The sequence below is a fragment of the Mycobacterium sp. GA-2829 genome, assembly GCF_001499965.1.
GTDB lineage: Bacteria > Actinomycetota > Actinomycetes > Mycobacteriales > Mycobacteriaceae > Mycobacterium.
Genome location: NZ_LQIT01000007.1, coordinates 53,364 through 74,890 on the forward strand (window position 1 = coordinate 53,364; position 21,527 = coordinate 74,890).

16 protein-coding genes are annotated in these 21,527 nt (G+C 69.4%); 9 read left to right on the forward strand and 7 right to left on the reverse strand.

The genetic code is table 11. The annotated features are described in order from the left end of the window. Nucleotides 1-17: 17 nt before the first annotated feature. The 4 genes from AU194_RS05840 to AU194_RS05855 are packed head-to-tail and all read right to left on the reverse strand — an operon-like array spanning nucleotide 18 to nucleotide 5,827. Nucleotides 18-1,388 (reverse strand): metallopeptidase TldD-related protein, encoded by a 1,371-nt coding sequence (locus AU194_RS05840; protein WP_059088289.1) that lies wholly within the window; start codon nucleotides 1,386-1,388, stop codon nucleotides 18-20. Beyond that, nucleotides 1,385-2,902 (reverse strand): TldD/PmbA family protein, encoded by a 1,518-nt coding sequence (locus AU194_RS05845; protein ID WP_059088355.1) that lies wholly within the window; start codon nucleotides 2,900-2,902, stop codon nucleotides 1,385-1,387. Before AU194_RS05845 ends, AU194_RS05840 begins: the two co-directional genes overlap by 4 nt. Before the next feature lie 37 nt (nucleotides 2,903-2,939). Further along, on the reverse strand, nucleotides 2,940-3,782 hold the full coding sequence (locus AU194_RS05850; RefSeq protein WP_059088290.1) for an energy-coupling factor transporter transmembrane protein EcfT: 843 nt from the start codon (nucleotides 3,780-3,782) through the stop codon (nucleotides 2,940-2,942). Next, nucleotides 3,779-5,827, reverse strand: a complete 2,049-nt coding sequence (locus AU194_RS05855) for an ABC transporter ATP-binding protein (protein ID WP_059088291.1) — start codon at nucleotides 5,825-5,827, stop codon at nucleotides 3,779-3,781. Before AU194_RS05855 ends, AU194_RS05850 begins: the two co-directional genes overlap by 4 nt. 83 nt (nucleotides 5,828-5,910) lie before the next feature. Here AU194_RS05855 and AU194_RS05860 point away from each other — a divergent pair, with 83 nt between their 5' ends. Then, nucleotides 5,911-6,375 carry a MarR family winged helix-turn-helix transcriptional regulator gene (locus AU194_RS05860; RefSeq protein ID WP_059088292.1) on the forward strand — a complete coding sequence of 155 codons (465 nt, stop codon included), beginning with the start codon at nucleotides 5,911-5,913 and terminating at the stop codon, nucleotides 6,373-6,375. A 21-nt stretch (nucleotides 6,376-6,396) separates the two neighbouring features. Further along, nucleotides 6,397-7,608 (forward strand): MFS transporter, encoded by a 1,212-nt coding sequence (locus AU194_RS05865; RefSeq protein WP_059088293.1) that lies wholly within the window; start codon nucleotides 6,397-6,399, stop codon nucleotides 7,606-7,608. Nucleotides 7,609-7,617: 9 nt separating this feature from the next. On the opposite strand, the gene AU194_RS05870 is transcribed toward AU194_RS05865, so the two are convergent. Together AU194_RS05870 and AU194_RS05875 are read right to left on the reverse strand one after the other, a co-directional pair. Continuing rightward, on the reverse strand, nucleotides 7,618-10,920 hold the full coding sequence (locus tag AU194_RS05870) for a hypothetical protein (RefSeq protein ID WP_157575914.1): 3,303 nt from the start codon (nucleotides 10,918-10,920) through the stop codon (nucleotides 7,618-7,620). 212 nt (nucleotides 10,921-11,132) lie between these two features. Further along, nucleotides 11,133-11,870 carry a VIT1/CCC1 transporter family protein gene (locus AU194_RS05875; RefSeq protein ID WP_059088295.1) on the reverse strand — a complete coding sequence of 246 codons (738 nt, stop codon included), beginning with the start codon at nucleotides 11,868-11,870 and terminating at the stop codon, nucleotides 11,133-11,135. A gap of 100 nt (nucleotides 11,871-11,970) precedes the next feature. Here AU194_RS05875 and AU194_RS05880 point away from each other — a divergent pair, with 100 nt between their 5' ends. Continuing rightward, nucleotides 11,971-13,908: an acyl-CoA dehydrogenase gene (locus AU194_RS05880; protein ID WP_059088296.1), complete on the forward strand. Its 1,938-nt coding sequence runs from the start codon at nucleotides 11,971-11,973 to the stop codon at nucleotides 13,906-13,908. On the opposite strand, the gene AU194_RS05885 is transcribed toward AU194_RS05880, so the two are convergent. Next, on the reverse strand, nucleotides 13,905-14,393 hold the full coding sequence (locus tag AU194_RS05885; protein WP_059088297.1) for an LppP/LprE family lipoprotein: 489 nt from the start codon (nucleotides 14,391-14,393) through the stop codon (nucleotides 13,905-13,907). The genes AU194_RS05880 and AU194_RS05885 overlap by 4 nt on opposite strands. An 89-nt stretch (nucleotides 14,394-14,482) precedes the next feature. Here AU194_RS05885 and AU194_RS05890 point away from each other — a divergent pair, with 89 nt between their 5' ends. The 6 genes from AU194_RS05890 to AU194_RS05915 all read left to right on the forward strand — a co-directional run bounded on the left by AU194_RS05890 (nucleotide 14,483) and on the right by AU194_RS05915 (nucleotide 21,522). Next, complete coding sequence (locus AU194_RS05890) at nucleotides 14,483-14,836, forward strand: LPXTG cell wall anchor domain-containing protein (RefSeq protein ID WP_059088298.1); 354 nt, start codon at nucleotides 14,483-14,485, stop codon at nucleotides 14,834-14,836. 141 nt (nucleotides 14,837-14,977) lie between these two features. Then, nucleotides 14,978-15,859, forward strand: a complete 882-nt coding sequence (locus tag AU194_RS05895) for a hypothetical protein (RefSeq protein WP_059088299.1) — start codon at nucleotides 14,978-14,980, stop codon at nucleotides 15,857-15,859. A 117-nt stretch (nucleotides 15,860-15,976) separates the two neighbouring features. Next, nucleotides 15,977-17,278, forward strand: a complete 1,302-nt coding sequence (locus AU194_RS05900) for a cytochrome P450 (protein ID WP_059088300.1) — start codon at nucleotides 15,977-15,979, stop codon at nucleotides 17,276-17,278. 27 nt (nucleotides 17,279-17,305) lie between these two features. Further along, nucleotides 17,306-18,148, forward strand: coding sequence for an SDR family NAD(P)-dependent oxidoreductase (locus AU194_RS05905; protein WP_082698503.1), 843 nt, complete (start codon nucleotides 17,306-17,308; stop codon nucleotides 18,146-18,148). A 63-nt stretch (nucleotides 18,149-18,211) separates the two neighbouring features. After that, entirely contained in the window at nucleotides 18,212-18,982 is a 771-nt protein-coding gene (locus tag AU194_RS05910) for an ABC transporter ATP-binding protein (RefSeq protein ID WP_231743181.1), read from the forward strand. A gap of 8 nt (nucleotides 18,983-18,990) precedes the next feature. After that, nucleotides 18,991-21,522: an FtsX-like permease family protein gene (locus AU194_RS05915; RefSeq protein WP_059088302.1), complete on the forward strand. Its 2,532-nt coding sequence runs from the start codon at nucleotides 18,991-18,993 to the stop codon at nucleotides 21,520-21,522. The last annotated feature ends 5 nt before the right edge of the window (nucleotides 21,523-21,527 follow it).

Genomic DNA, 21,527 nt, shown 5'->3' on the forward strand with positions numbered 1-21,527 from the left:
TCACGGTCACCTGTCGATTATTGCGCCTGACTGACCGAAGACATGTGGAAGTCGGGAATCCGCAACGTCGGCATCGACGCCCGCGTCGCCCAGTCGCCCCACTCCCGCGGCAGCGTCACCTCGCTCACGCCGGCCTCTGTGGCGCGGCGCAGCAGATCCAGCGGGCTCTCGTTGAACCGGAAGTTGTTGACCGCCGCAGTCACCTCACCGTCCTCGATGAGGTACACGCCGTCGCGGGTCAGCCCTGTCAGCAGCAGCACCGTGGGGTCCACCTCGCGGATGTACCAGAGCGTGGTCAGCAGCAGTCCGCGTTCGGTGTTGGCGATCATGTCCGCCGTATCGGCCGTCCCGCCGGTCATCAGCAGGTTGTCGGCGGGCACCGCGACCGGTTGGTCGAACTCGGCCGCAGCGGCCCGCGGATACGCCAGCGCGTTGACTGCCCCGTCGCGCAGCCAGTCGACCCGCCCGATGTCCATCCCGTTGTCGAACACCGACACCCGCTCCGAGGAGGTCGCGGCCACCACGAACGGTGTGCAGGCGAGCCCCGGCGCCGCCGGATCGGAATAGAGGGTGAGCGGCAGGTCGGTCAGCTTCTCCCCCACCCGGGTCCCACCGGGCGCCGACAGCGCGGTGCGACCCTCCTGGGCGCCGCGGCCGTCCATCGTCCAGTTGAGGTAGATCATCATGTCGGCCACCGTCGACGGCGGCATGAGCGTCTCGTAGCGTCCGGCCGGCAGTTCGACGGTGCGCTGCGCCCAGCCCAGCCGCATCGCCAGGTCGTCGAGCATCGAATCCGTTGGCACGTTGACGAAGTCGGGAGTGCTGACGCCCGCCCATGCGCTCGCACCGCCGCGTTTGGCGTTGATCTCGACCGACCCGGTGGGTTGCGTGTAGCGTCTGCGCAGCCCGCTCGACGTGGCGACGAACGTCGTCTCCAGCACGTGCCGCGCGAACCCGTAGAGCGGGTCTTGCCCGCGGAACCCGCGCGCGAGACTGCCTGCGACCGAGGCGAACACGTCCGCACCGGTGGTCGGCACGGGCAGGTCCCAGTCCCCCGGGACGTCCGTCGGTGGCAGCGGCGGCGCGGTGTCACGGGCCTCGGGAGCGGCGACGGCGGCGTCCTGCGACGCGGCCACCAGCGCGGCGATCGCGGCCGGTTCCACCTCGCTCGAGCGCACCGACCCGACGCGCGCGTCATTCCCTTGGCGCACAATCGAAATCACCGTGGTGCTGCGGCTCACCGACTCACCGTTGGTGGTCATCGAGTTGCCCGCCCAGCGCAGCGACGCGTCGGCGCGGTCGGTCACCAACACGATCGTCTCGTCGGCCCGGCCCAGGCGCGCGGCTTCGGCGAGTACGGCGTCGACGACCTGCTGCGGCCCGATCATCGGGTGGCCTCCTCACGGGTGTTGAGCACGTTGATGCCCCGGAACAACGCCGACGGGCAGCCGTGGCTCACCGCCGCGACCTGCCCGGGTTGGGCCTTCCCGCAGTTGAACGCCCCGCCGAGCCGCCACGTCGACGGTCCGCCGACCGCCTCCAGCGCCCCCCAGAACTCCGTCGTCGTCGCCTGGTACGCCACGTCGCGCACCTGTCCGTCGAGGCGGCCGTCGCGGATCCGGTAGAACCGCTGCCCGGTGAACTGAAAGTTGTAGCGCTGCATGTCGATCGACCAACTCTTGTCGCCGACGATGTAGATGCCGTCCTCGACGCGGGCGATCAGATCCTCGGTGCTGACGTCCTCGGCGGCCGGCTGCAGCGACACGTTGGCCATTCGCTGGATGGGCACGTGGTGCGGCGAATCGGCGTAGGAGCAGCCGTTGGACCGGGCCACCCCGAGCCGCGCGGCGAAGACCCGGTCGAGTTGGTAGCCGACGAAGATCCCGTCACGCACGAGGCCCCAGCTCTGCGCCCGCACCCCTTCGTCGTCGAAACCGATGGAGGCCAGGCCGTGTTCGACGGTGCGGTCGGCGGTCACGTTCATCACCGGTGAGCCGTAGCGCATGGTGCCGAGCTTGTCGGGGGTGGCGAACGACGTGCCCGCGTAGGCGGCCTCGTAGCCGATGGCCCGGTCGTATTCGGTGGCGTGGCCGATGGATTCGTGGATGGTCAGCCACAGGTTGGTCGGGTCGATCACCAGGTCGGTCGGTCCGGCGACCACGCTGGGCGCCTTGACCTTCTCGGCGAGCAGGGACGGCAACTCCGCCAGCTCTGCGGTCCAGTCCCACACCTCGTCGTCGGCGACGACCTCCCACCCCCGCCCGGTCGGCGGGGCCAGCGTGCGCATCGTCTCGAAGGTGCCCGCGGTGCTGTCGACGGCAACGGCCTCTAGTGTGGGCAGCACGCGCACCCGCTGCTGGGTGATCGACGAGCCGAAGGTGTCGGCGTAGAAGGTCTGCTCCTTGGCGGTGTGCAGCCCCGCCGACACGTGGTCCACGCCATCTGCGGCGAGCAGCCGTCCGGAGTACTCGCCGAGCACCGCGATCTTCTGCGCCGCGGGCACCGTGAACGGGTCGACGCGGTAGTCCGACACCCAGGTCACGTCGCGGTACACCGGTTCCGGTGCCAGTTCGATGCGTTCGGCGTTGAGCGGCGCCAGCGTCGTCGCGACGGCCACCGCGCGGCGCGCCGTCTCGGCGGCCACCGCCGGATCGAGTTCGGCGTGCGAGGCGAACCCCCATGTGCCGTCGACGATCACCCGCACCGCCAGACCGATCTCCCGGTCGATGACGGCGGTCTCGAGTTCACCGTCGCGCAGCTGTACGAGTTCGGTGGTGATCGCGTGGACTCTCAGGTCGGCGTAGGTCGCTCCGGCCGCCTGCGCGGCGGACAGTGCGGCGTCGGCCAGTTGCTGTCGCGGGAGGGCGAGGAAATCGGCGTCGACTCGGCGGGGCGCTGGCACGGGCTCCACCGTAACGGCGAGCGGGCCTGCGCACCGATCAGGTGGGCGCCGAACTGGTCGGCAGCACGGTGAGTTCCACCGCGAGCGCCGCGCCGCAGACCACCACGATGATCGCCAGGGTGATCCAGTCACGGGCCTTGGGTCCCGCGGGTGCGGCCGAGATCTGCCCGGTCCCGCCGCGGGCGGTGATCGCGTCGCCCATCTCGTCGGCACGGCGCAGCGCGACGGTGACCGCGGCCGCGAGCAGGTCGACGATCTCGATCAGCCACCGCTTACGGCGGTCCTTCCGGCGCGACAGGTGCTGTTTGGGCCGCAGCCGCCGCGCCGCGTAGAGCGTGGCGAATTCGTCGATGAGCATCGGAAAGGCCCGCAGCGCCAGCGCGATCGCCACCGCCCAGTCGTCGACCGGGATCCGCAGTGCCCGCAGCGGCCTGCCCAGTTTGGCGACCGCGGGGGCGATCTCGGCGACGTTGGTGGACCACGACACCATCGCGCCGAGGCCGAGCAGCACGATCGACAGCGCGGTGATCCGCAGGAAGTTGAACAACCCGCCGAGACCGACCTCGAGCGAACCGAGCGTCACCACCGGATCACCGCCGCCGAACGTGGCGGTCAGGCCGCCGAGGAACAGCAGCCCCCACAGGAACACCGGGATGGACGGCAGCGCCCCTCCCGGGATGTGCGCCAGCCGCGCGGCCACCAGAACCAGCAGCCCGACCGCCGCGATCGGCACCCAGCCCGGGTAGAAGGTCAGCAGCACCCCGATCGCGGCGACCGCGATCAGTTTGGTGCCCGCCCACAGCTCATGGATGACCGAACGGCCGGGCACCGGGCGCAGCAGCACCACCGGGCGGCGCTGACGGCGGGCGGGGGCGGTCACGCGACACCTCCCGCGGTCGCCGAAGCGGGCGCGAGCACCCCGTCGCGCAGATGCAGGGTGCGCGGGCACAGCTCCTCGAGCCCGGAGAAGTCGTGCGAGATGACGACGACGGTCAGCCCGGCGTTGCGTCGCAGGTCGGTGACCAGGCGCAGGAAGCCACGCTGGCTGGCCGCGTCGAGCCCGGCCAGCGGTTCGTCGAGGATCAGCGCGCGGGGTTTGCGGGCCAGTAGGCCGGCGAGCACGACGCGGCGCATCTGACCACCGCTGAGCTGGTCGATCCGCCGGTCGGCCATGGCCGCGTCGAGCCCGACGGTGGCCAGCGCCGCCCGCACCCGGTCGCGGTCGTGGTGGGAGAAGCCGGCGGCCGAGGCGATCTCCCGGCCGACGTGACTGCGCATCAGCTGCAGGCGGGCGGCCTGGAAGGAGATCGCGACGGCGCCGACCTGGTCGGAGACCGGTTTGCCGTCGAGCAGGCAGTCGCCTGCCGTGGGTACGGTCAGCCCGGCCATGATCCAGGCCAGCGTCGACTTGCCGGAGCCGTTGAGGCCGTGGATGAGCAGACCGTCGCCCTCGGGCACCGAGAAGTCGATGTCACGCAGCGCGGTCTTCGCCCACGGGGTGCCGGTGGCGTATTCGTGTCCGACGCCGACGAGTTCGAGGACCGGCGCAGTGACGGTGTCGGCGACGGGGGTGGTGCCGGTGGGCGCCGCCCCGGTCTCGACCATCTCGGTGTTGTCGGCCGCGCCGCCGTTACCGGTGAGGTTGATGGTGCGGTCGGCGACATTGGCCTCGTCGTTGTAGTGCGTGATGTGCACCAGCGACATGTCGTGGTGCTCGGTGAGCCCGGACAGCACCTGGATGAGGCCTTCGCGGCCCTGCTGGTCGACCATGCTGGTGACCTCGTCGGCGATGAGCAGCTTGGGTTCGCGGGCCAGCGCGGCGGCCACGGCTAGGCGCTGCAGTTCGCCGCCCGACAGGCCGCCGGTGTCGCGTTCCTCCATCCCGTCGAGGCCGACCTCCGAGAGCAGTCGGGGCACGTCGGTCTGCGTTCCGGGCGGCAGCCCCCAGACGACGTCGTCGGCGACCCGGGTGCCGAGCACCTGGCTCTCCGGGTGCTGCATGACCACCGCGGTGCCGCCCAGGCGGCCCAGCCCGACGGCGCCGGGACGGTCGACGGTGCCCGCCGTCGGTTCGCGGCCGGACAGCACCAGCATCAGCGTGGTCTTGCCGGACCCGTTCGCGCCGGTGACCGCGACGTGTTCGCCGGGATCAACCGAGAGCGACACGGGGCCGAGCGCGTCGTGCGCGGTCCCCGGATACCGGAACCGCACGTCGCGCAGCACGGTCGGAACCGGCGCGGCCGCGCCGGTTTCGGCGGGCGCCTCGAGTTTGTGGACGTCGGGAATGCTGACCAACCGGCCGAGCACCCGGGACAGCGCCCACCACCCGACCAGCGTCACCATCGTGATGCTGAGGATCCCGGAGCCCCCGATGACCAGCGGCCAGTAGTCCAGCGCGGTCGCGAAGTCACGTTTGAGCCGCTCGGCGGTGTCCTCCATGTTGGGGATCCGCGACAGCACCGCGGCGATGCCGTTGATGTTGGCGGTCAGCGAATCGAAGATCAGGTTGCGCAGGCGGGAGAGTACGGCGAGGGCGGCGACGGCGGCGGCACCGAACGCGGTGCCTGCGATCAGGGCCGCCACGAACACCGTCGGGGTGCCGCGGCCACGCCGCTTGACGATGCCGGTGAGGCCGCCGATGTAAGCGCAGTCGATCACCGACATCATGCCGCCCATCCCGGCGATCAGGAACGCGATGGTGGCACCCGCGACGGTCGCGGCCAGCAGCACGCGCAGCCGGTAGCGGTAGGCCAGCAGCCCCATCGGAACAGTGCCGAGCAGGGACAACGCGGCGGCGAAGGGCACCACGACCGCGATGATCGCGGTGGCCGCGCACAACGCGGCCATCACCGAGGCCTGCGCCAGTTCGCCGGGTTGCAACGACCCTGCGCGTCGAGGCTGGCTCGGCGTGGGGGTCGGGGTCATCACCCGATTCTGCCAGCCGGTCCGGTCGCGGCTGCGTCCGCTGGGGTCGGGCGGTGCTCGACTACATAGTGTTCCTATGTATCATGGACGCCATGACCCCACCTGCCACCGAGGAATCCCCAGTGGCCGGCGGCGAACTGCTCGGCGGTGAACTGCTCGCCGTCGTCGCCCGGCTCAACCGGCTGGCCACCTCGCGCACGCGGCTCCCGCTGCCCTGGGCGCAGGCCCGGTTGCTGTCGACCATCGAGGACCAGGGCGAGGCCCGAATCTCCGACCTTGCCACCCTCGACCACTGTTCGCAGCCCACGATGACCACGCAGGTGCGCCGGCTCGAAGACGCCGGACTGGTCTCGCGGACCACCGACCCGCTCGATGCGCGGGCGGTCTTGATCCGCATCACCGACAAGGGCAGGACGGTGCTGGCTCAGGCCCGCGTCGATCGCGCCGCCGCGATCGATCCGCGGTTGGCGCAGCTCTCGTCCGAGGACCGTCAGACGCTCGCCGACGCCGTCGAGGTCATCAAGCGGTTGCTCGCCCAATCCGACTGACAGACAGGAGACGCCCCACTCATGTGGCGCCAACCCAAAGCCGTCTGGGCCGTAGCCTTCGCCTGCGTTGTGGCATTCATGGGCATCGGCCTCGTCGACCCCATCCTCAAACCGATCGCCGACAACCTCGACGCCTCCCCCTCGCAGGTGTCGCTGCTGTTCACCAGCTACATGGCGGTGATGGGCGTGGCGATGCTGATCACCGGCGTCGTGTCCAGCCGCATCGGCCCCAAGCGCACACTGCTGCTCGGCCTGGTGGTGATCATCGTCGGCGCCGGACTGGCCGGGATGAGCGACACGGTCTCAGAGATCGTCGGATGGCGTGCGCTGTGGGGGCTGGGCAACGCCCTGTTCATCGCGACCGCCTTGGCGACGATCGTCAACGCCGCGCGCGGTTCGGTCGCGCAGGCGATCATCCTCTACGAGGCCGCACTGGGCCTGGGCATCGCCGTCGGCCCGCTCGTCGGCGGGGTGCTTGGTGAGATCTCATGGCGCGGACCGTTCTTCGGCGTCTCGGCGCTTATGGTCATCGCGGTGATCGTCACCGCGATGCTGCTGCCGACCACGCCGCGCGCCGCGCGTGCCACCACGCTGGCGGATCCGTTCCGCGCACTGCGGCACCGCGGACTGCTCGGGGTCTCGGTCACCGCGCTCCTCTACAACTTCGGCTTCTTCACGCTGCTGGCCTTCACACCGTTCCCGCTCGACCTGGGCGCCCAGGAAATCGGGCTGATCTTCTTCGGCTGGGGCGTGTCGCTCGCGTTCACCTCCGTGGTGGCCGCACCGCGATTGCAGCACCGGTTCGGCACCGTGCCAACGCTGTTGGTCAACCTGGTCGTGATGTCGGCGACGCTCGCGGTGATGGCGGTGGGCACGAACAACAAGGCCGTGCTCGCGGTGTCGGTCATCGTCGCCGGCCTCTGGTGCGGCATCAACAACACGCTGATCACCGAGGCGGTCATGAAGGCCGCACCCGTCGAACGCGCAGTCGCCTCGGCCGCCTACAGCTTCATGCGGTTCGGCGGCGCCGCGGTGGCCCCGTGGCTCGCCGGTGTGCTCGGCGAACAGATCGACGTGCACCTGCCGTACTGGGTGGGTGCGGGTGCGGTGCTGGTGGCCGCCGGTGTGCTGGCGTGCACCCGTAAGCACCTGTCCGGCATCGACGCCGAAGAGGACGACCTCACCGAGCGCACCGACGAGGCGCGCGCGGTGACGGTGGGCAGTGAGACCTGAGCCTGCAACCTAGGTCTGCACCGCCGGATCCGCGACCTGGGCGCCGGTGTTCAACGTGATGACGTTCGTCACGAAGCTCCCGGTGAAGGGGTCCAACCGCGCGACCGCGAGCTCCAGCCGCGTGCCGTCGGCGCTGAGGGTGAGCGGTCCCTTCGCCAAACCGCCGATGGCGAACGGCAGCCCGACGAGGTTGCCTGTCCCGGTGTCGTAGGTCGCCACGACGGTCGTGGAGGTGCCCGCCTTGGGGTGGTGCACCGTCACCAACCGGTAGGCCCGGGTGCCGTCGGTGCTGAAAACCGGCGCACCGGTGGCGGATCCGCTGAGGGTCTCCCACTCCCCCAGCACACCGCCGGCCACACTGTCGATGACCACCACGGTGGTCGTCGGCGAGTCGGTCTTCGGATCCTCCTTGGTGACCGTGAGGTAGCCGACGTCACCGGTGCGTCCGCTGAACATCATGCGGCCCAGCGGGGTTCCGTCGAAGGCCGCGGTGCCCAGCAGGTCGCCGGTCGAAGCGTCGAAGACCGCCACCACCTGATCGGTGGTCACATACAGGCGCGTGCCGTCGTCGCTGAACTGTGCCGCGCCCACCGAATGACCGAGGAGTGCCGTCGACCCGATCAACGTTCCGTCCTCGGCGTTGAGCACGACCACGTGGCGGTACCACTTGTCGGTGGCCAGGTCATGCTCGGTCAGCGTCAGGTAGGCGCGCGTGTCGTCGGCGCTGAACCGAAGCACTCCGCCACTGGGCTCGCCGACGAGGGTCAACGCGTCGCCGACCTGGGTTCCGGTCGCGGTGTCGATCACCGTGAGCATCGTGGTACCGGTCCCATGGGTCTGCGACGACGGGTGGATCGTCGTCAGGATGGCGTGGCTGCCGTCGGCGTTGAACTGCAGCGGGTTTCGCTCGTCGACGCCGGTCGCCGACACGGTGCCGATCACCGTGCCGGTCACCGCGTCGATCACCGCCACCTCGACCCGCGCCGGCTGATCGTCGGTGGCGAACCGGGTGACGACGCGTTGGTACAGGCGGTCGGGGGTCTGCTCCGCGAACTGCAGGCTGCCCCGCCCTCGGCCCTGCAGCACGATCGGGGTGCCGATGAACGAGCCACTCGCCACGTCGAACACCGAGATCTGCGTGGTCTCGTCGAAGGTGACCGGGTCCCACACGTTCGTCGACACGTACGCCCGCGTACCGTCCGGGCTGAACCGCACCACCGGGATTGCGTCGTCGTTGGCGGGATCGGTGAGAGCGTATCCGTCCAGGGTGACCGGATCGCCGATCAGCTGCCCCGTGACGGCGTCGAGCACCGCGACGGTGGCCTTGGAGGTACCGGTGAAATAGACGTCGACGGTGGTCACCCGGATCAGCCGGGTGTCGTCAAGACTGAAAACCAGTGGCCCACTGGGTTTCCCGTCGACGAGGACGGGATCACCGACCAGGGTCCACGTGGCGGTGTCGATCACCGACACCCACGTCTTCTCCGGCGTCGTCGCGTCGACACCGGAGCCCAGGTTGTGGGTGGTCAGATAAGCGCGGGTACCGGCGTCGTTGAACTCGAACGTGCTGTCGGCCAGAATCGTCCCCCGGTTCCACACCGGCAGCCCGGAGACGGTGATCGGGTCGGCCACCACGAGGCCGTCGGCCCCGAATACGTACACGCTGGTGGACCAGGTGCGCGCGGTCGGGTCGAACACCTTGGCGGCCTGGAAGACGATGTCGCCGTCCTCGCTCCACTGCAGGACGCCCGCCCGCTCCCCCTCCAGCGAGACCGGGGCTGTCACGGCTCCGCCGGCGCGGGCGTCGATGATCACCACGGTGGTGGTCGAGGTGCCGGTGGCGCGGTCGGTCTGCTGCGCGGTGTGCACGACGAGCGCGCCGTGCGGGCTCAACGAGAGCTCACCCGGCCTGCCGTCGACCGTCACCGGGTCGCCGATCTGCTTACCGGTCACCGTGTCGACGATCACCACCGTGGTGGTCGCGGTCCCGGTCGAGTCGTCGTAATCCTCGAGCATGCGGTAAGTCCGGGTGCCGTCGGCGCTGGTGAGCACCGAGTCCTGGGCCTCACCGATCACACGTACCTCGGCGATCACCGTGGGGCCACCGGTGACGACGGTGACCTCCACGACCTTGCGGACGGTGTCGGGTTGCGCCAGCCCGAGGATCTGCGCCCCGCGATGGAGGACGTTCTGGATGGCGCCGGCGACGCCGCCGAGCCGATAGGCCGAGGTGTTGCTCGCAGTGACGACGAAGCGGTCGACCCCGCCGGTCTGGGCGAACTCGGCGCTCGGCTGATAAGTGAACGCGCCGGTCCTCGGGTCGACGATGACGCGGCCCCGCGGAGTTTCGCCGGTCCCGCTGTAGGTGAGCGGCTGCCCGTGGAAGTCGCTGCCGAAGAGGTCACCGAGTAAGGCACCGTTGGTGGTCTGCCCCATCAGCGCGGGCGACAGGTGCGGGCTGCGGTTGAAGAAGGTGTAGTCGATCTCGCGGCGCAGCCACGCCAGCACCGCCCAGATGGTCGGGTTCTGCGCGGGTACCGAAGGGCCGTTGGTGGCGCCTTGGGGATTGATCCCCATCCACGACAGCACATTGGACACGAATCCACGCACGGCGTTGGCCGGTGCGGTCAGCGTCTGGGTCACCGGGGCCGGTGAAAAGGTATGCGAGACAGCGCTCCTCGATGCAGCGCCGGTGACGAGAGCGGCGGCTTCGGCTGCCCCGGTGGGCGCGGCGTCCGTCGGCGACGAATCGTCGGCGGGTTGATCGACGACGGTGTCGTCCTCGTCGGAGGCAGGCGCTGTGGTGACCGGTTGCGGCGCCGGTTGGGCGGGTGTACTTGGTTCGGCGGGAGCCTCGTCGTCCTTCGCCGACGACGTCTCACCCCGGTCATCGGCGGGCTCGGTCTCGACGACTGCGGCGTCGGCCGGTTCTTCGCCAGTGGGCTCTTCCTCCGCGGGCTCTTCGTCGACCGGCTCTTCGCCCTCGAGGTCGTCGTCTTCGGCGTCGTCGTCGCCCGATTCGACGTCTTCGGACTCGGTGTCGTCAGAGGTGTCGTCGTCGGACTTCGGGTCGGTCGTCTCGGCAGGACTCGGATCCTGATCCGAAGCGCGTGACTCGGTGGCCGGTGCGCTGGACGTATCGTCGGCCCACGCCACCGGCACATCGCCTACGGCGAACCCCACCCCGAGGGCCACCGCCAACGCGCCGACCCGTCCCACATACCTGCCGTATCCCACCAACTGCTGCCCTTCGTCGTGCACTCCGGGCCGGTTGTGGGCACGGGCCGCGCACCGGCGCGGCCGGGCAAGCATATGGTTGCTGAGCCTGACTCGTTAGCTTTTCAAGGATTTGCTGGCTGTCGGCGTGTCCACACGGGTCCAGATTTGCCTGCGTGACAACGGATCACCGGAGGCCGCAGCCGAGGCCATGCCTCTGGGACGGTTTGCCAGATCCGCAAGCGCGGTTGCATTGTCAAGCTCAAATTGACGTGGGCGTAATTCCCGTGGTTCGCCCCAGTCGGGTCTCAGGTGACCGTGGTGCCGATGAGCAGTCCGACGCCATAGGTCGCCGCGATCGCGACGGCGCCGAGCGCGAGTTGGCGCGTCGAGGCGAACACCACCGGTTTACGGGTGAACCGCGCGGCAACCCCGCCGACGATCAACAGACCGACCGCCCCGCACAACAAGCCCGCCCATAACGACTCGAACCCCAGCAGGTACGGGAGCAGCGGAACGACGGCCCCGATCGCGAACATGAGGAACGACGAACCGGCCGCCACCCACGGCGACGGCTTTTCCTCCGGATCCACCCCGAGTTCCTGCACCAGGTGGAAGTTGACCGCGCGGTTCTCGTCGCGGTGGATCTCGGTGGCGGCCCGGCGGGCGGTGTCGTCGGACATGCCCATCGCGACCAGCATGTCGACGAGTTCGGCCTGTTCGGCCTGGGGGTGCCTGCGGAACGACCGCCGCTCCACCCGTACCTCCGAGTCGATCTGCTCGTTGGCGGTCGTCACCGACGTGTACTCCCCGAGAGCCATCGAGAACGCCCCGGCGAGCAGCCCCGCGACACCGCTGAGCACGACGGTCTGCGCACCCGCGCCGGCCGCCACTCCCGCGATCAGCGCGGTGTTGCTGACCAGGCCGTCCATCGCCCCGAATGTCGCCGCGCGCAACCATCCGCCGCTGACGTCGGCATGCCTGTGGTCCATCGTGTGCGGCAGGCCGGTCGGTGATACCGGAGCGGGCCGGTCGGGTTCGGTCATGACGTCATTGAACGCTTGCGCGAAGGTGACGGTTTCGTGAGGTCGCCCTGGGTTTGGCACATCACGGTTTCGCGCAGTGGATAGCGGGTTACCGTCAGGTATGACCACCACTGCGGAGCATCTGCGAAACGCCCTCGACGGGCGCTGGCGCGACGTGAAGAACGACATGCGGGAAAAGCTCTCCCACGAGGTCTTCAAACCGCACTACACCCCCAACACCGTCATCGCGCGCACCAAGGTGAACGAACAGTTGCGGATCATGGCCGCCGAGGGCGCCGCCGAGGACGGCTTCGCCAAGGAGCACGGCGGCAACGGCAACGTCGGCGCCGCGATCACCCAGATCGAGATGCTGGCGATGAGCGATCTGTCGCTGATGGTCAAGGCCGGTGTGCAGTGGGGGCTGTTCGGCGGCGCGGTGGAGAACCTCGGCACCGAACGCCATCACGAGCAGTACGTCAAGCGGATCATCGACTGCGATCTGCTGGGCTGCTTCGCGATGACCGAGACCGGCCACGGCAGCGACGTGCAGTCGCTCGAGACGACGGCGACGTACGATCCGCAGACTCAGGAGTTCGTCGTCAACTCCCCCACCCCCACCGCCCGTAAGGACTACATCGGCGGCGCCGCCCAAACCGCCCGCATGGCAGCGGTTTTCGCGCAGCTGATCACCCACGAGGGCGGTGAGCCGGTCAATCACGGCGTGCACTGCGTGCTGGTGCCGATCCGCGACGAGAACGGCGATGACCTGCCCGGCGTCACCACCTCCGACTGCGACTACAAGGGCGGACTGCCCGGTGTGGACAACGGCCGCATCGTGTTCGACAACGTCCGGGTGCCGCGCGAGAACCTGCTCAACCGCTACGGCGACGTCGCCGAGGACGGCACCTACACCTCCCCCATCGAGAACCCCAACCGGCGGTTCTTCACGATGCTCGGCACCTTGATCCGCGGCCGGGTCACCGTGGGCGGCAGTGGTGCGGCCGCCGCGCGGGTGGCACTCGACATCGCGACCCGATACGCGTTGCAGCGCAAGCAGTTCTCCGCACCCGACGGTGGTGAGGTCGTCATCATGGACTACCTCGTGCACCAGCGCAGGCTGCTGCCGCTGATCGCCCGCTCGTACGCACTCCAGTTCGCGCAGAACGAGCTCGTCGCCAAATGCCACGAGCTGCAGAGCATGGAGCGTCCCGACGCCGAGGAACAGCGTGAGCTCGAGGCACGCGCCGCGGGCCTGAAAGCCGCCAACACCTGGCACGCCAGCAGGTCGATCCAGGAAGCGCGCGAAGCCTGCGGCGGCGCAGGTTATCTCGCCGAGAACCGGCTGATCGGCCTGCGCGGAGACATCGACGTGTTCACCACGTTCGAGGGCGACAACCACGTGCTGACCCAGCTGGTCGCCAAGGAACTGCTCACCGCATACGCCGACGATGTCAAGGGTATGAGCCCGGTGGAGTGGGTGCGCTTCGCGGCCAACACCGTCGGCACCCGGGTCATGAAGCGCACCGCCGCCGAGACGATCATGCAGACCATCCTCGACACCCGGCAGGACAACGAGGAGGAGGGCAGCCTCTTCAACCGCGGCACCCAGGTGCAGATGTTCGAGGACCGGGAGGAATACCTGCTGTCCTCGGTGGCCCGCCGGTTGCAGAGCAAGTCCAAGGAGTCCTCGGCGTTCGACGCGTTCAACGCCGTCCAGGACCACGTGCTGCACACCGCGCAGGCCCACATCGACCGGATCATCCTGGAGGCGTTCGTCGCGGGCATCGACGCCTGCGAGGACGAGGAGGCCCGGCGCATCCTCGGCATGGTGTGCGATCTGTACGCGCTGTCGGTCATCGAAGAGGACAAGGCGTGGTTCATCGAACACCGCTACCTGTCCACCGAGCGCGCGAAGGCCGTGACCCGCGGGATCAACGAGCGGTGCCGGTCGCTGCGGCCGTATGCCGAGACACTGGTCGACGGGTTCGGCATCCCCGAACCGCTGCGCTACGCCGCGATGATGGATCCGAGCGAACTGATGTCCCCCGAGCCGGCCTAACCGTTCGGGATCGGGTCGGCGGCCTCGAGCTTGCCGTCGGCGCCGATACGGAACCGGACGGTGCCGATACCCGTTGGGCAGCACGGGGCTTCGTCGCCCTGGCGCCACTGGTACTGCACCGTCACGGTGTCCGCCCCGGTGGGCAGCACCGAGATGTAGGGCCGCGGCTGCGGCGTGGCCGGACCCAGCGGGGCGTTCCCCGCGAAGAACAGCACCTGCTGGGGGCTGTCGGGTTGCGGTGGGGTGGAACCGATCTGGACCCAGTACAGCCGGCAGTCGGTGGTGTGTCCGTCGGCGACCTGCGTCCACGTCAGCCCCGGCGCGGCCGGTGGGGTGCCACTGATCGCGCGCTGCACGGTGTCCGGGGTGGGCCCGTCCGCCGGGGTGCACGTATCCGGTTCAGGGGGCGCGGCACCTGGTGGACTCCAGCCGCAACCCGCGGCCAGCAGCGTCGCGGAGGTGAGCAGGACGAAGGCAGGCCGCATGAGGACGAGCCTACGCATCGGCTCCGGCGCCTCATCTCCTACTCTGACCACGGCATAACTCTGCCTACTGTCGAACGAAGGAGTTCCCGATGGCGTGGTTCCTGGCGATGCAAGGGCCGCCGAGCAAGCTCGGCCAGTCGCTGGTCTACGAATTGGCCGGATCCGCCGACCGGACCAAGCTGGCCGAGGAGATGGCCAGCGCCGCGACGCTGGACCGGGTCGTGCCGGTGCCGGCGATCTTCGGTGCTCAGCGTCAGGAGGTGACGCTGTACGTGCGGCCCGCGGCGTGGGGCGTATGGGCGTTCTACGAACTCTCCGAGGAGGACCGCAGGCAGATGCTGGCGGCCAACCCCCTCGTCAACGCGTTGGCGCAGGCGGCCAAGCAGCAGCAGGCCGGCAGGGGTCAGGGCCCCGGGCCGGGCCAGACCCCGCTGGGCCTCTAGCCCACACCGGCGAGCGGGCACAACGTCGCCCGCCCGCACGAGGTTTGCCCCCATCGCTCGCCGGGTACGAACATCCCCGTCGGAGGGTCAAGCTCGGGTTCGTTGACTGTGCCCGGGCACCGGCACCGGCGAGGAGTGGGCATGACCCTTTACAGCACCGTGGCGCGACGACTGCGCCAGGCACCGATCGCGATGGCGGCGACGGTCGTACTCCTCGGCGCGATGTGCTGGTCCGCACCGAGCGCGCAGGCGTTCTACATCCAGAACCATGCGAGCATCACCCGCAGTGCGTTGCCGCCGGACCATGTCAACGAGGTCGCCATGCTGCAGATCCTCAACGGCCCGCCGCCGGGAGGCGGTGCGATGGGCAGTGACGCGTTCGCGGCGGATCAGTGGCGGCATATGGACAACGCGAAGAACCCCGCCGATATCTGCGCCCGCGCACGCCAGGCGTGGAACATCCTGCAGCCGGTCGTCCTGCGCGGATCACAGCCCGCCGACCCGGGCGCCCGGCTACTCGTGGACGGACCCGCGGCGAACGCCGCGATCGGGGGCCTGTTCCACGCGCAGCAGGACTTCTACGCCCACTCCAACTGGGTGGAGGACAACATCGCCGCCGGTCAGCTGGATCGGCTCGCTCCCCCGTTGTTCCCGTCCTGCGACCCCGGGGTCTTTCCCGCCGATCTCCACACCGGCTACTTCAACATCCTGTACTCGAAACAGTTCCCTCTCGACGGCTGCCCGCCCGCGGGTCCGCCGCCCGGCTACGCCGACTGCCATGCCGCGTTGAACAAAGACGGCCCGGACACCGCCCGCGGCGGTGAGCCGGTGCCCGGGACGTCGATGCGCGAATACGATCTCGCGGCACGGTTGGCGACGACCGCGACAACGAACCTCTACCAACAGCTCCGCGGTCTCATCGCCGGCGCGGTCTCCGCACAGCATCCCGGCGTCGACGCAGAGTGCGTGGCGGCGAAGGTCTTTCGTCCGGACCTGTTGGGGCCCTGCCGACCGCGCGGGTGATGGGATCCGGGCCCCGCGCGGTTCTGTGCAGACGCATCGTCTTCGACGCGAAATACTCGCGCACCCCGGCACGGCTCCCCTAAACTGTCGGAGTTGCGCTTACCGCGAGGGGGCCACATGGCCACAACGCAATCAGCGAATTTCACTGCCAATCTCGTCAAGGTCGGGGTCGACAGTCTAGGCGGCGTTGTCCAGGACACGATCATCTCGCGCGTCCGCCGCCGCAACGGCGCGCGCGATCCCGTCACGCGGTTCAATCCCTTCGCCGACGCGGTGATCGCGAACCCCTATCCGGAGTACGAAGAACTGCTGGCCGGACCGCCGGTGCGGTACAACCCCCGGCTCGGGATCTGGATCGTCCCGCGCTTCGCCGATGTACGGGCGGGGTTGCGCGATCACGAACACCTGTCGTCGGCGCAGAGCCAGAGCCGCTTCCGCGTCGAACTGCCGATGATGATCACCAAGGACCCGCCCGACCACACCCGACTGCGCGGGCTGGTCTCCCGCGCGTTCACCCCGCGGGCGCTGGCGATGTGGGAGTCGGCGATCGAGTTCCACGCCGAGCGTCTGGTCACCCGCATGCTCGCCATGCCCGATCCCGACGGCGTCCGCGACCTGGCCAAACTCCTTCCCACCCGTCTCATCGCCTCGATGTTCGACATACCCGAGGCCGATCACGCGCGGTTCCGGGAGTGGTCGGAGGCGCTGATCGACGGTTCGTTCGTCGAGGTCGGCCGCCGGACCTTCGGTGTGGTGCAACGCATGGTGTTCGCCACCTTCGCGATGCGGCGGTATCTCCAGCCGCTGTTCGAACAGCGCCGCAGACACCCCGGCAGCGACCTCATCTCGCTGATGATGACCGCCGAGGACGGCGACAAACTCACCGACGACGAGATGTTCTGGGGAGTGGTCATGCTCGTCGTCGCGGGCAACGAGACCACCACCAATCTGCTCGGCTGGCTGATGCACACCTTCGCGCAGCGGCCCGACGTCTACGGCGCTGTCCGCGACGAGCCCGCGCTCATCCCGGCGCTCATCGAGGAGCAGTTGCGTTTCGAATCGCCGGTGCAGGGGTTCTACCGCACCGCCATGGTCGACTACGCGGTCGACGACTACGTCATCCCACGGCAGTCGCGGGTGCTGTTGCTCTTCGGCGCTGCCAACCGCGATCCCCGCCATTTCAATCAGCCCAACACATTCCGGCTCGACCGCGGGTCGATCGACCACCTGGCCTTCGGTGGCGGTGTGCACTTCTGCCTCGGCGCCGGACTGTCCCGGCTGGAGGCACGCCAGTTCGTCCTCCACCTGACCCGGCGGGTCGCGGCCGTCGAGCCAACGGGCACTCCCACGCGGCTACACAACGCGACGATGCACGGGTGGAGTACCCTACCGCTGCGCCTCGTCCCTGCCGAGACCTGAAGCGCGCCGACCGTGGGATCGGTTCTGGTGACCGGTGCGTCGCGGGGCATCGGTCTGTCGATCGTCACCCGGCTGGCCGACGCCGGATGGGATGTGGTGGCCGGTGTGCGCACCGAACAGGACGCCCGCGACGTCGGTGCGCGCAATCCGCAGCACATCTCCCCGATACTGCTGGACGTTACGGACTCTGAACAGGTTGCCTCCCTGCAGGATTCGCTTCCGATGCGACTCGACGCCGTCGTCAACAACGCCGGGGTGGTGGTCCCCGGACCGCTGGAGACCGTCCGCCCGGAGGAGCTGCGCCGCCAGTTCGACGTGAACGTGGTCGGCCACCTCGCGGTGACCCAGGCGGTGCTGCCCCGGCTGCGCGAATCCCAGGGCCGCATCGTGTTCATCTCAAGCCTCAACGGCCGCATCTGCGTCCCGCTCATGGGTGCGTACTGCGCGTCGAAGTTCGCGCTCGAGGCTGTCGCCGATGCGCTCCGAATGGAGTTGGCGCCGTGGCGGATTCCCGTCATCGTCATCCAGCCGACCCAGACCGACACCGACATGGTCCGGAATGCGGGGGCACTGGTCGAGGAGACGGAGGCGGCGATGCGTGACGACCACCGCATCCTGTACGCCGGACACATCGACGGGATGCGCAGGTTCATCCGACGGTTCCATCTGTCCGCGGTACCCGCCGACGACGTCGCCACCGCAGTCGCCGACGCGCTCGGCGCGCGCCGACCGCGCGCCCGCTACATCGTCGGGATCGGCCATCAGTTCCCTGCTCTGCAGGCGGCGATCCTGCCGAATCTCCCGCCCGCGGCACGCGATCCCCTGCTGCGGCGCTTCGGCAGTCAGCCGGGACCGCATCGAACCCGCTGAGATTTTGCTGAAGCGATGCTGAAAGCGCATCTTCCCGACGGTGTGCGGGTTTACCATCGACAGGTGCGAGAAGGTCGGGGTGACGGACGCGGTTCTTCCGTCATCGAAGCCCGCGATCTGTGCAAATCGTTCGGACGCGGCGACGCTCAGACGCCGGTGCTGGACCACATCGACCTGGACATCGGCCAGGGTGAGTTCGTCGTGCTGATCGGGCCGTCCGGTTCGGGGAAGTCGACGCTGCTGAGCATCCTCGGTTTGCTGGAACCGCCGTCTGGCGGTGACGTCCTGGTCGACGGCCAGAGCGTGAGCCGGCTGTCCCGGCGGCAGTTGGCCCGGCTGCGGGGCCGCAAACTGGGGTATGTGTTCCAGTCGTTCAACCTGCTCGCCGGTCTGTCGGTCGTCGAGAACGTGATGCTCAGCGGTCTGCTGGTGGGCGAATCCGGTCGCGCGCAGCATGACCGGGCCATCGGACTGCTCGAACAGTTCGGCCTCGGCGGCAAGGCCAAACGCGTACCCGCGGAACTGTCGGGCGGCGAACAGCAGCGCGTGGCCATCGCCCGTGCCCTGTTCATGGAACCCGACGTCATCCTCGCCGACGAGCCGACGGGCAACCTCGACACGAAGAACGGCCGCATCGTGCTCGACGCGCTCGAGACGCTGAACGCGGAGGGGCAGACGATCGTCATGGTGACCCACGACCTGTCGATCGCCGAACGCGCCCCGCGGCTGATCGCGTTCCGCGACGGACACATCGAATCCGACAGCGGCCGAACCGACTACGACGGTGAGGTGCGCGATCCGGGGGTCGCAGTGCTGCGAGAACCCGACGGGTAGTGCCGCCCATGGCGCGTCGGCGACTGGCGGCGACTCTCAGCGTGCTGCGGATCATCAATCTTCGTGCCATCCGCCGCCACCTGCTGCGCGCGACGCTGGCCGCGATCGCCCTGGGCGGCGGGGTGGCCGTCGTCGTCGCGGTGCTGATCGAGGCGACGAGCGTCAGCAAGGCCGTCGACGACGTCGGGTACCGCATCGCAGGCCCCGCACCGCTGCGCATCGTCGGCGCCGCGAACCACGGTGGCATCGCACCGGCGAATCTCGATGCGGCGCGCGCGATTCCGGGCGTGTCGGATGTCGTGCCCGTGATCCGCGCGGTCACACTCATCCGCACCGGTGAGCGCGAGACGTACGTGGTGGCGCTCGGGATCGACTGCACCGCACGCTGGATCATCGACCCGGCCGTCTGCCCGCCGGACCGTGCGGAGCCACCGGTGCCGGCCACGTCCACCACGCTCGGCGCCGAGCTGCAACCGGAGTCGACGTTGGTGACCGACGCCGGGCAGCTGCGGTTGGACGCCGTGCAGCGCGTCTCGCAGCTGGACACGATGAACAACGGACTGGCGGTGGTGCTGCCGCTGAGCGTGGCCAAGGCGCAGTTCGCCCGGGGCGACCGGGTCGATCTGGCGTATGTGACGCTCGCCGACGACGCCCGGGCACCGGAGATCGGGGCCCAGTTGCGCGACGCCCTCGGACCCGGCTTCAGCGTGCTGACCCGCAGCGATCCCGACCGCGGCTTCAACGTCAACACGGTCCTGTTACCCCTGCTGTCGATGTTCGCTTTGATCGCCGTGGGGGTGGGCGTCATCCTGATCTCCCAGATCACGCGGCTGTCGGTCGAGGAACGCAGGCACGAGATCGCGGTCGCCGGCGCGCTCGGCGCCTCACCGCTGTCGGCGGTCACCGGATTCCTCGCCGAGGCCGCGATTCTGGGGGCGGCCGGATCGGTGCTCGGAACGCTCGTCGGTATCGCGATCGCCCATCCGGTCGTCGGCAGCGCCAGCGCACTGACCCAGTTGTATCTCGGTGTCAACGTGCCGGTCGTGGTCCGGCCCGACATTCTCGCCGCGGGGGTGGTGGTGGGCATCATCCTGGCGGTGCTCGCCGCGGCGCCGCCCAGTCTGTCTGCGCTGCACACCGCCATCGCCTCGGAGCTTTCCGGCCGGTCGGCTCAGGAGGACACCCAGCCACGGCGGATCTGGCCGAAAGCCCTCGGCCTGCTCGCGCTCGGCACGGTCGGCGTGCTGGCCGCGACACTGCCCACCCGGTCCGGCGGCCTCGAGGCCTGGCAGGCCACGCTGTCCAGCGCCGCCGTGGTGGTGGCGATCGTCGGAATGCTCACCGCCGCCGCGTACTTGAGCGCACAGGTCATCACGATGGTCAGGGTCCCAGAGCGGATCCGCGGCGCGACCGTGCGGGTGGCGCTGACGGGTCTGCGCGCCAACCCCACGCGAACGACGGCGATCGCAGGTGCGGTGGCCGTACCGGTGGCGGTGGCGATGCTGCTGTCCTCCTTCCTGGCCGGGATCGACCGCGCGTCCTCGGACCTGGCAGAGGCGCAGGCGAGCGGACGGCTGGTGGCGGGCACCACCCGCTTCAGCGACTGGGGGTCACTGGACGCGAAGATCTCACCCGAGACCGCGGATCGACTGGCGGCACTGCCCGGAGTGGAACGCGTCGAGCGGATGGTGGAGATCGAGATCGCGCTGGCGGACGGGGCGCCGGCGTACGTGCGGGCCGAGGACCATCCGACGTATCCGTTCCCGGTGCTCGCCGGCAGCCCGCCGGAGCAGACCCTCGAGTCCGGACAGTTGATCATCGGCGGCGTCCTGGCGCGCGAGCAGGGCCTGCGGGTGGGCGACACCGTGCGGTTGGGCAGCGGAGCCGAGGCGCGCGACCTGGCGGTCGGCACGATCGTGGCGACACCTGAGGTCGGCGGGCGCCGCATCTACATGCCGTACCGCTCCGCCGAGGAGATCTTCGGACCGCAGTACGCCGGCCTGGTCCGCCTGAAACCGAAACCGGGGGTGCCGGAGGAGCGCATCGAAACCGAGATCGCCGCAACGAGTTTCGCGCAGCCGGTCAAGGTGGTCGACGCCCGCGGTTACGAGAACGCAACGGCGAGCGGGGTCAACCGCTTCCTCACCACCCTCAATGCGCTCAAATACGGTTTGCTCGCAATAGCTTTCGTATCGGTGTCGGCCACGCTGCTGCTCGTCGGGATGCGCAGGCGCCGCGAGACGGCGCTGATCCAGGCGCTCGGCGCGACCCCGTCGAAGGTCTTCGCCGTCACCACCGCCGAGGCGGTCGTCGCGTGTGCGGTGGGCGCGGTGTTCGGCGCCGTGCTGTCGGTGGCGATCATGGAGGCCGTGCGCGGGGCGGCGGTCGTCACGGTGGGGTCGCTCAGCCCGTTGACGTTCTCCTGGGTGGAGGCGGTCAAGTACTCCGCACTCGCCGCGGCGGCGGCGATCCTCGCCTCCATCGGTCCCGCCTGGAAGAGCACGCAGACCGCACCCGCAACCGCGCTCCGCGAGGAATGACCCCG

Coding starts and splice junctions, on each gene's coding strand:
- AU194_RS05840 (WP_059088289.1), bottom strand. CDS start 1,388: ATGATCGGGCCGCAGCAGGTCGTCGACGCCGTACTCGCCGAAGCCGCG.
- AU194_RS05855 (WP_059088291.1), bottom strand. CDS start 5,827: ATGACCCCGACCCCCACGCCGAGCCAGCCTCGACGCGCAGGGTCGTTG.
- AU194_RS05860 (WP_059088292.1), top strand. CDS start 5,911: ATGGACGCCATGACCCCACCTGCCACCGAGGAATCCCCAGTGGCCGGC.
- AU194_RS05865 (WP_059088293.1), top strand. CDS start 6,397: ATGTGGCGCCAACCCAAAGCCGTCTGGGCCGTAGCCTTCGCCTGCGTT.
- AU194_RS05870 (WP_157575914.1), bottom strand. CDS start 10,920: ATGCTTGCCCGGCCGCGCCGGTGCGCGGCCCGTGCCCACAACCGGCCC.
- AU194_RS05875 (WP_059088295.1), bottom strand. CDS start 11,870: ATGACCGAACCCGACCGGCCCGCTCCGGTATCACCGACCGGCCTGCCG.
- AU194_RS05880 (WP_059088296.1), top strand. CDS start 11,971: ATGACCACCACTGCGGAGCATCTGCGAAACGCCCTCGACGGGCGCTGG.
- AU194_RS05885 (WP_059088297.1), bottom strand. CDS start 14,393: ATGCGGCCTGCCTTCGTCCTGCTCACCTCCGCGACGCTGCTGGCCGCG.
- AU194_RS05890 (WP_059088298.1), top strand. CDS start 14,483: ATGGCGTGGTTCCTGGCGATGCAAGGGCCGCCGAGCAAGCTCGGCCAG.
- AU194_RS05895 (WP_059088299.1), top strand. CDS start 14,978: ATGACCCTTTACAGCACCGTGGCGCGACGACTGCGCCAGGCACCGATC.
- AU194_RS05900 (WP_059088300.1), top strand. CDS start 15,977: ATGGCCACAACGCAATCAGCGAATTTCACTGCCAATCTCGTCAAGGTC.
- AU194_RS05915 (WP_059088302.1), top strand. CDS start 18,991: ATGGCGCGTCGGCGACTGGCGGCGACTCTCAGCGTGCTGCGGATCATC.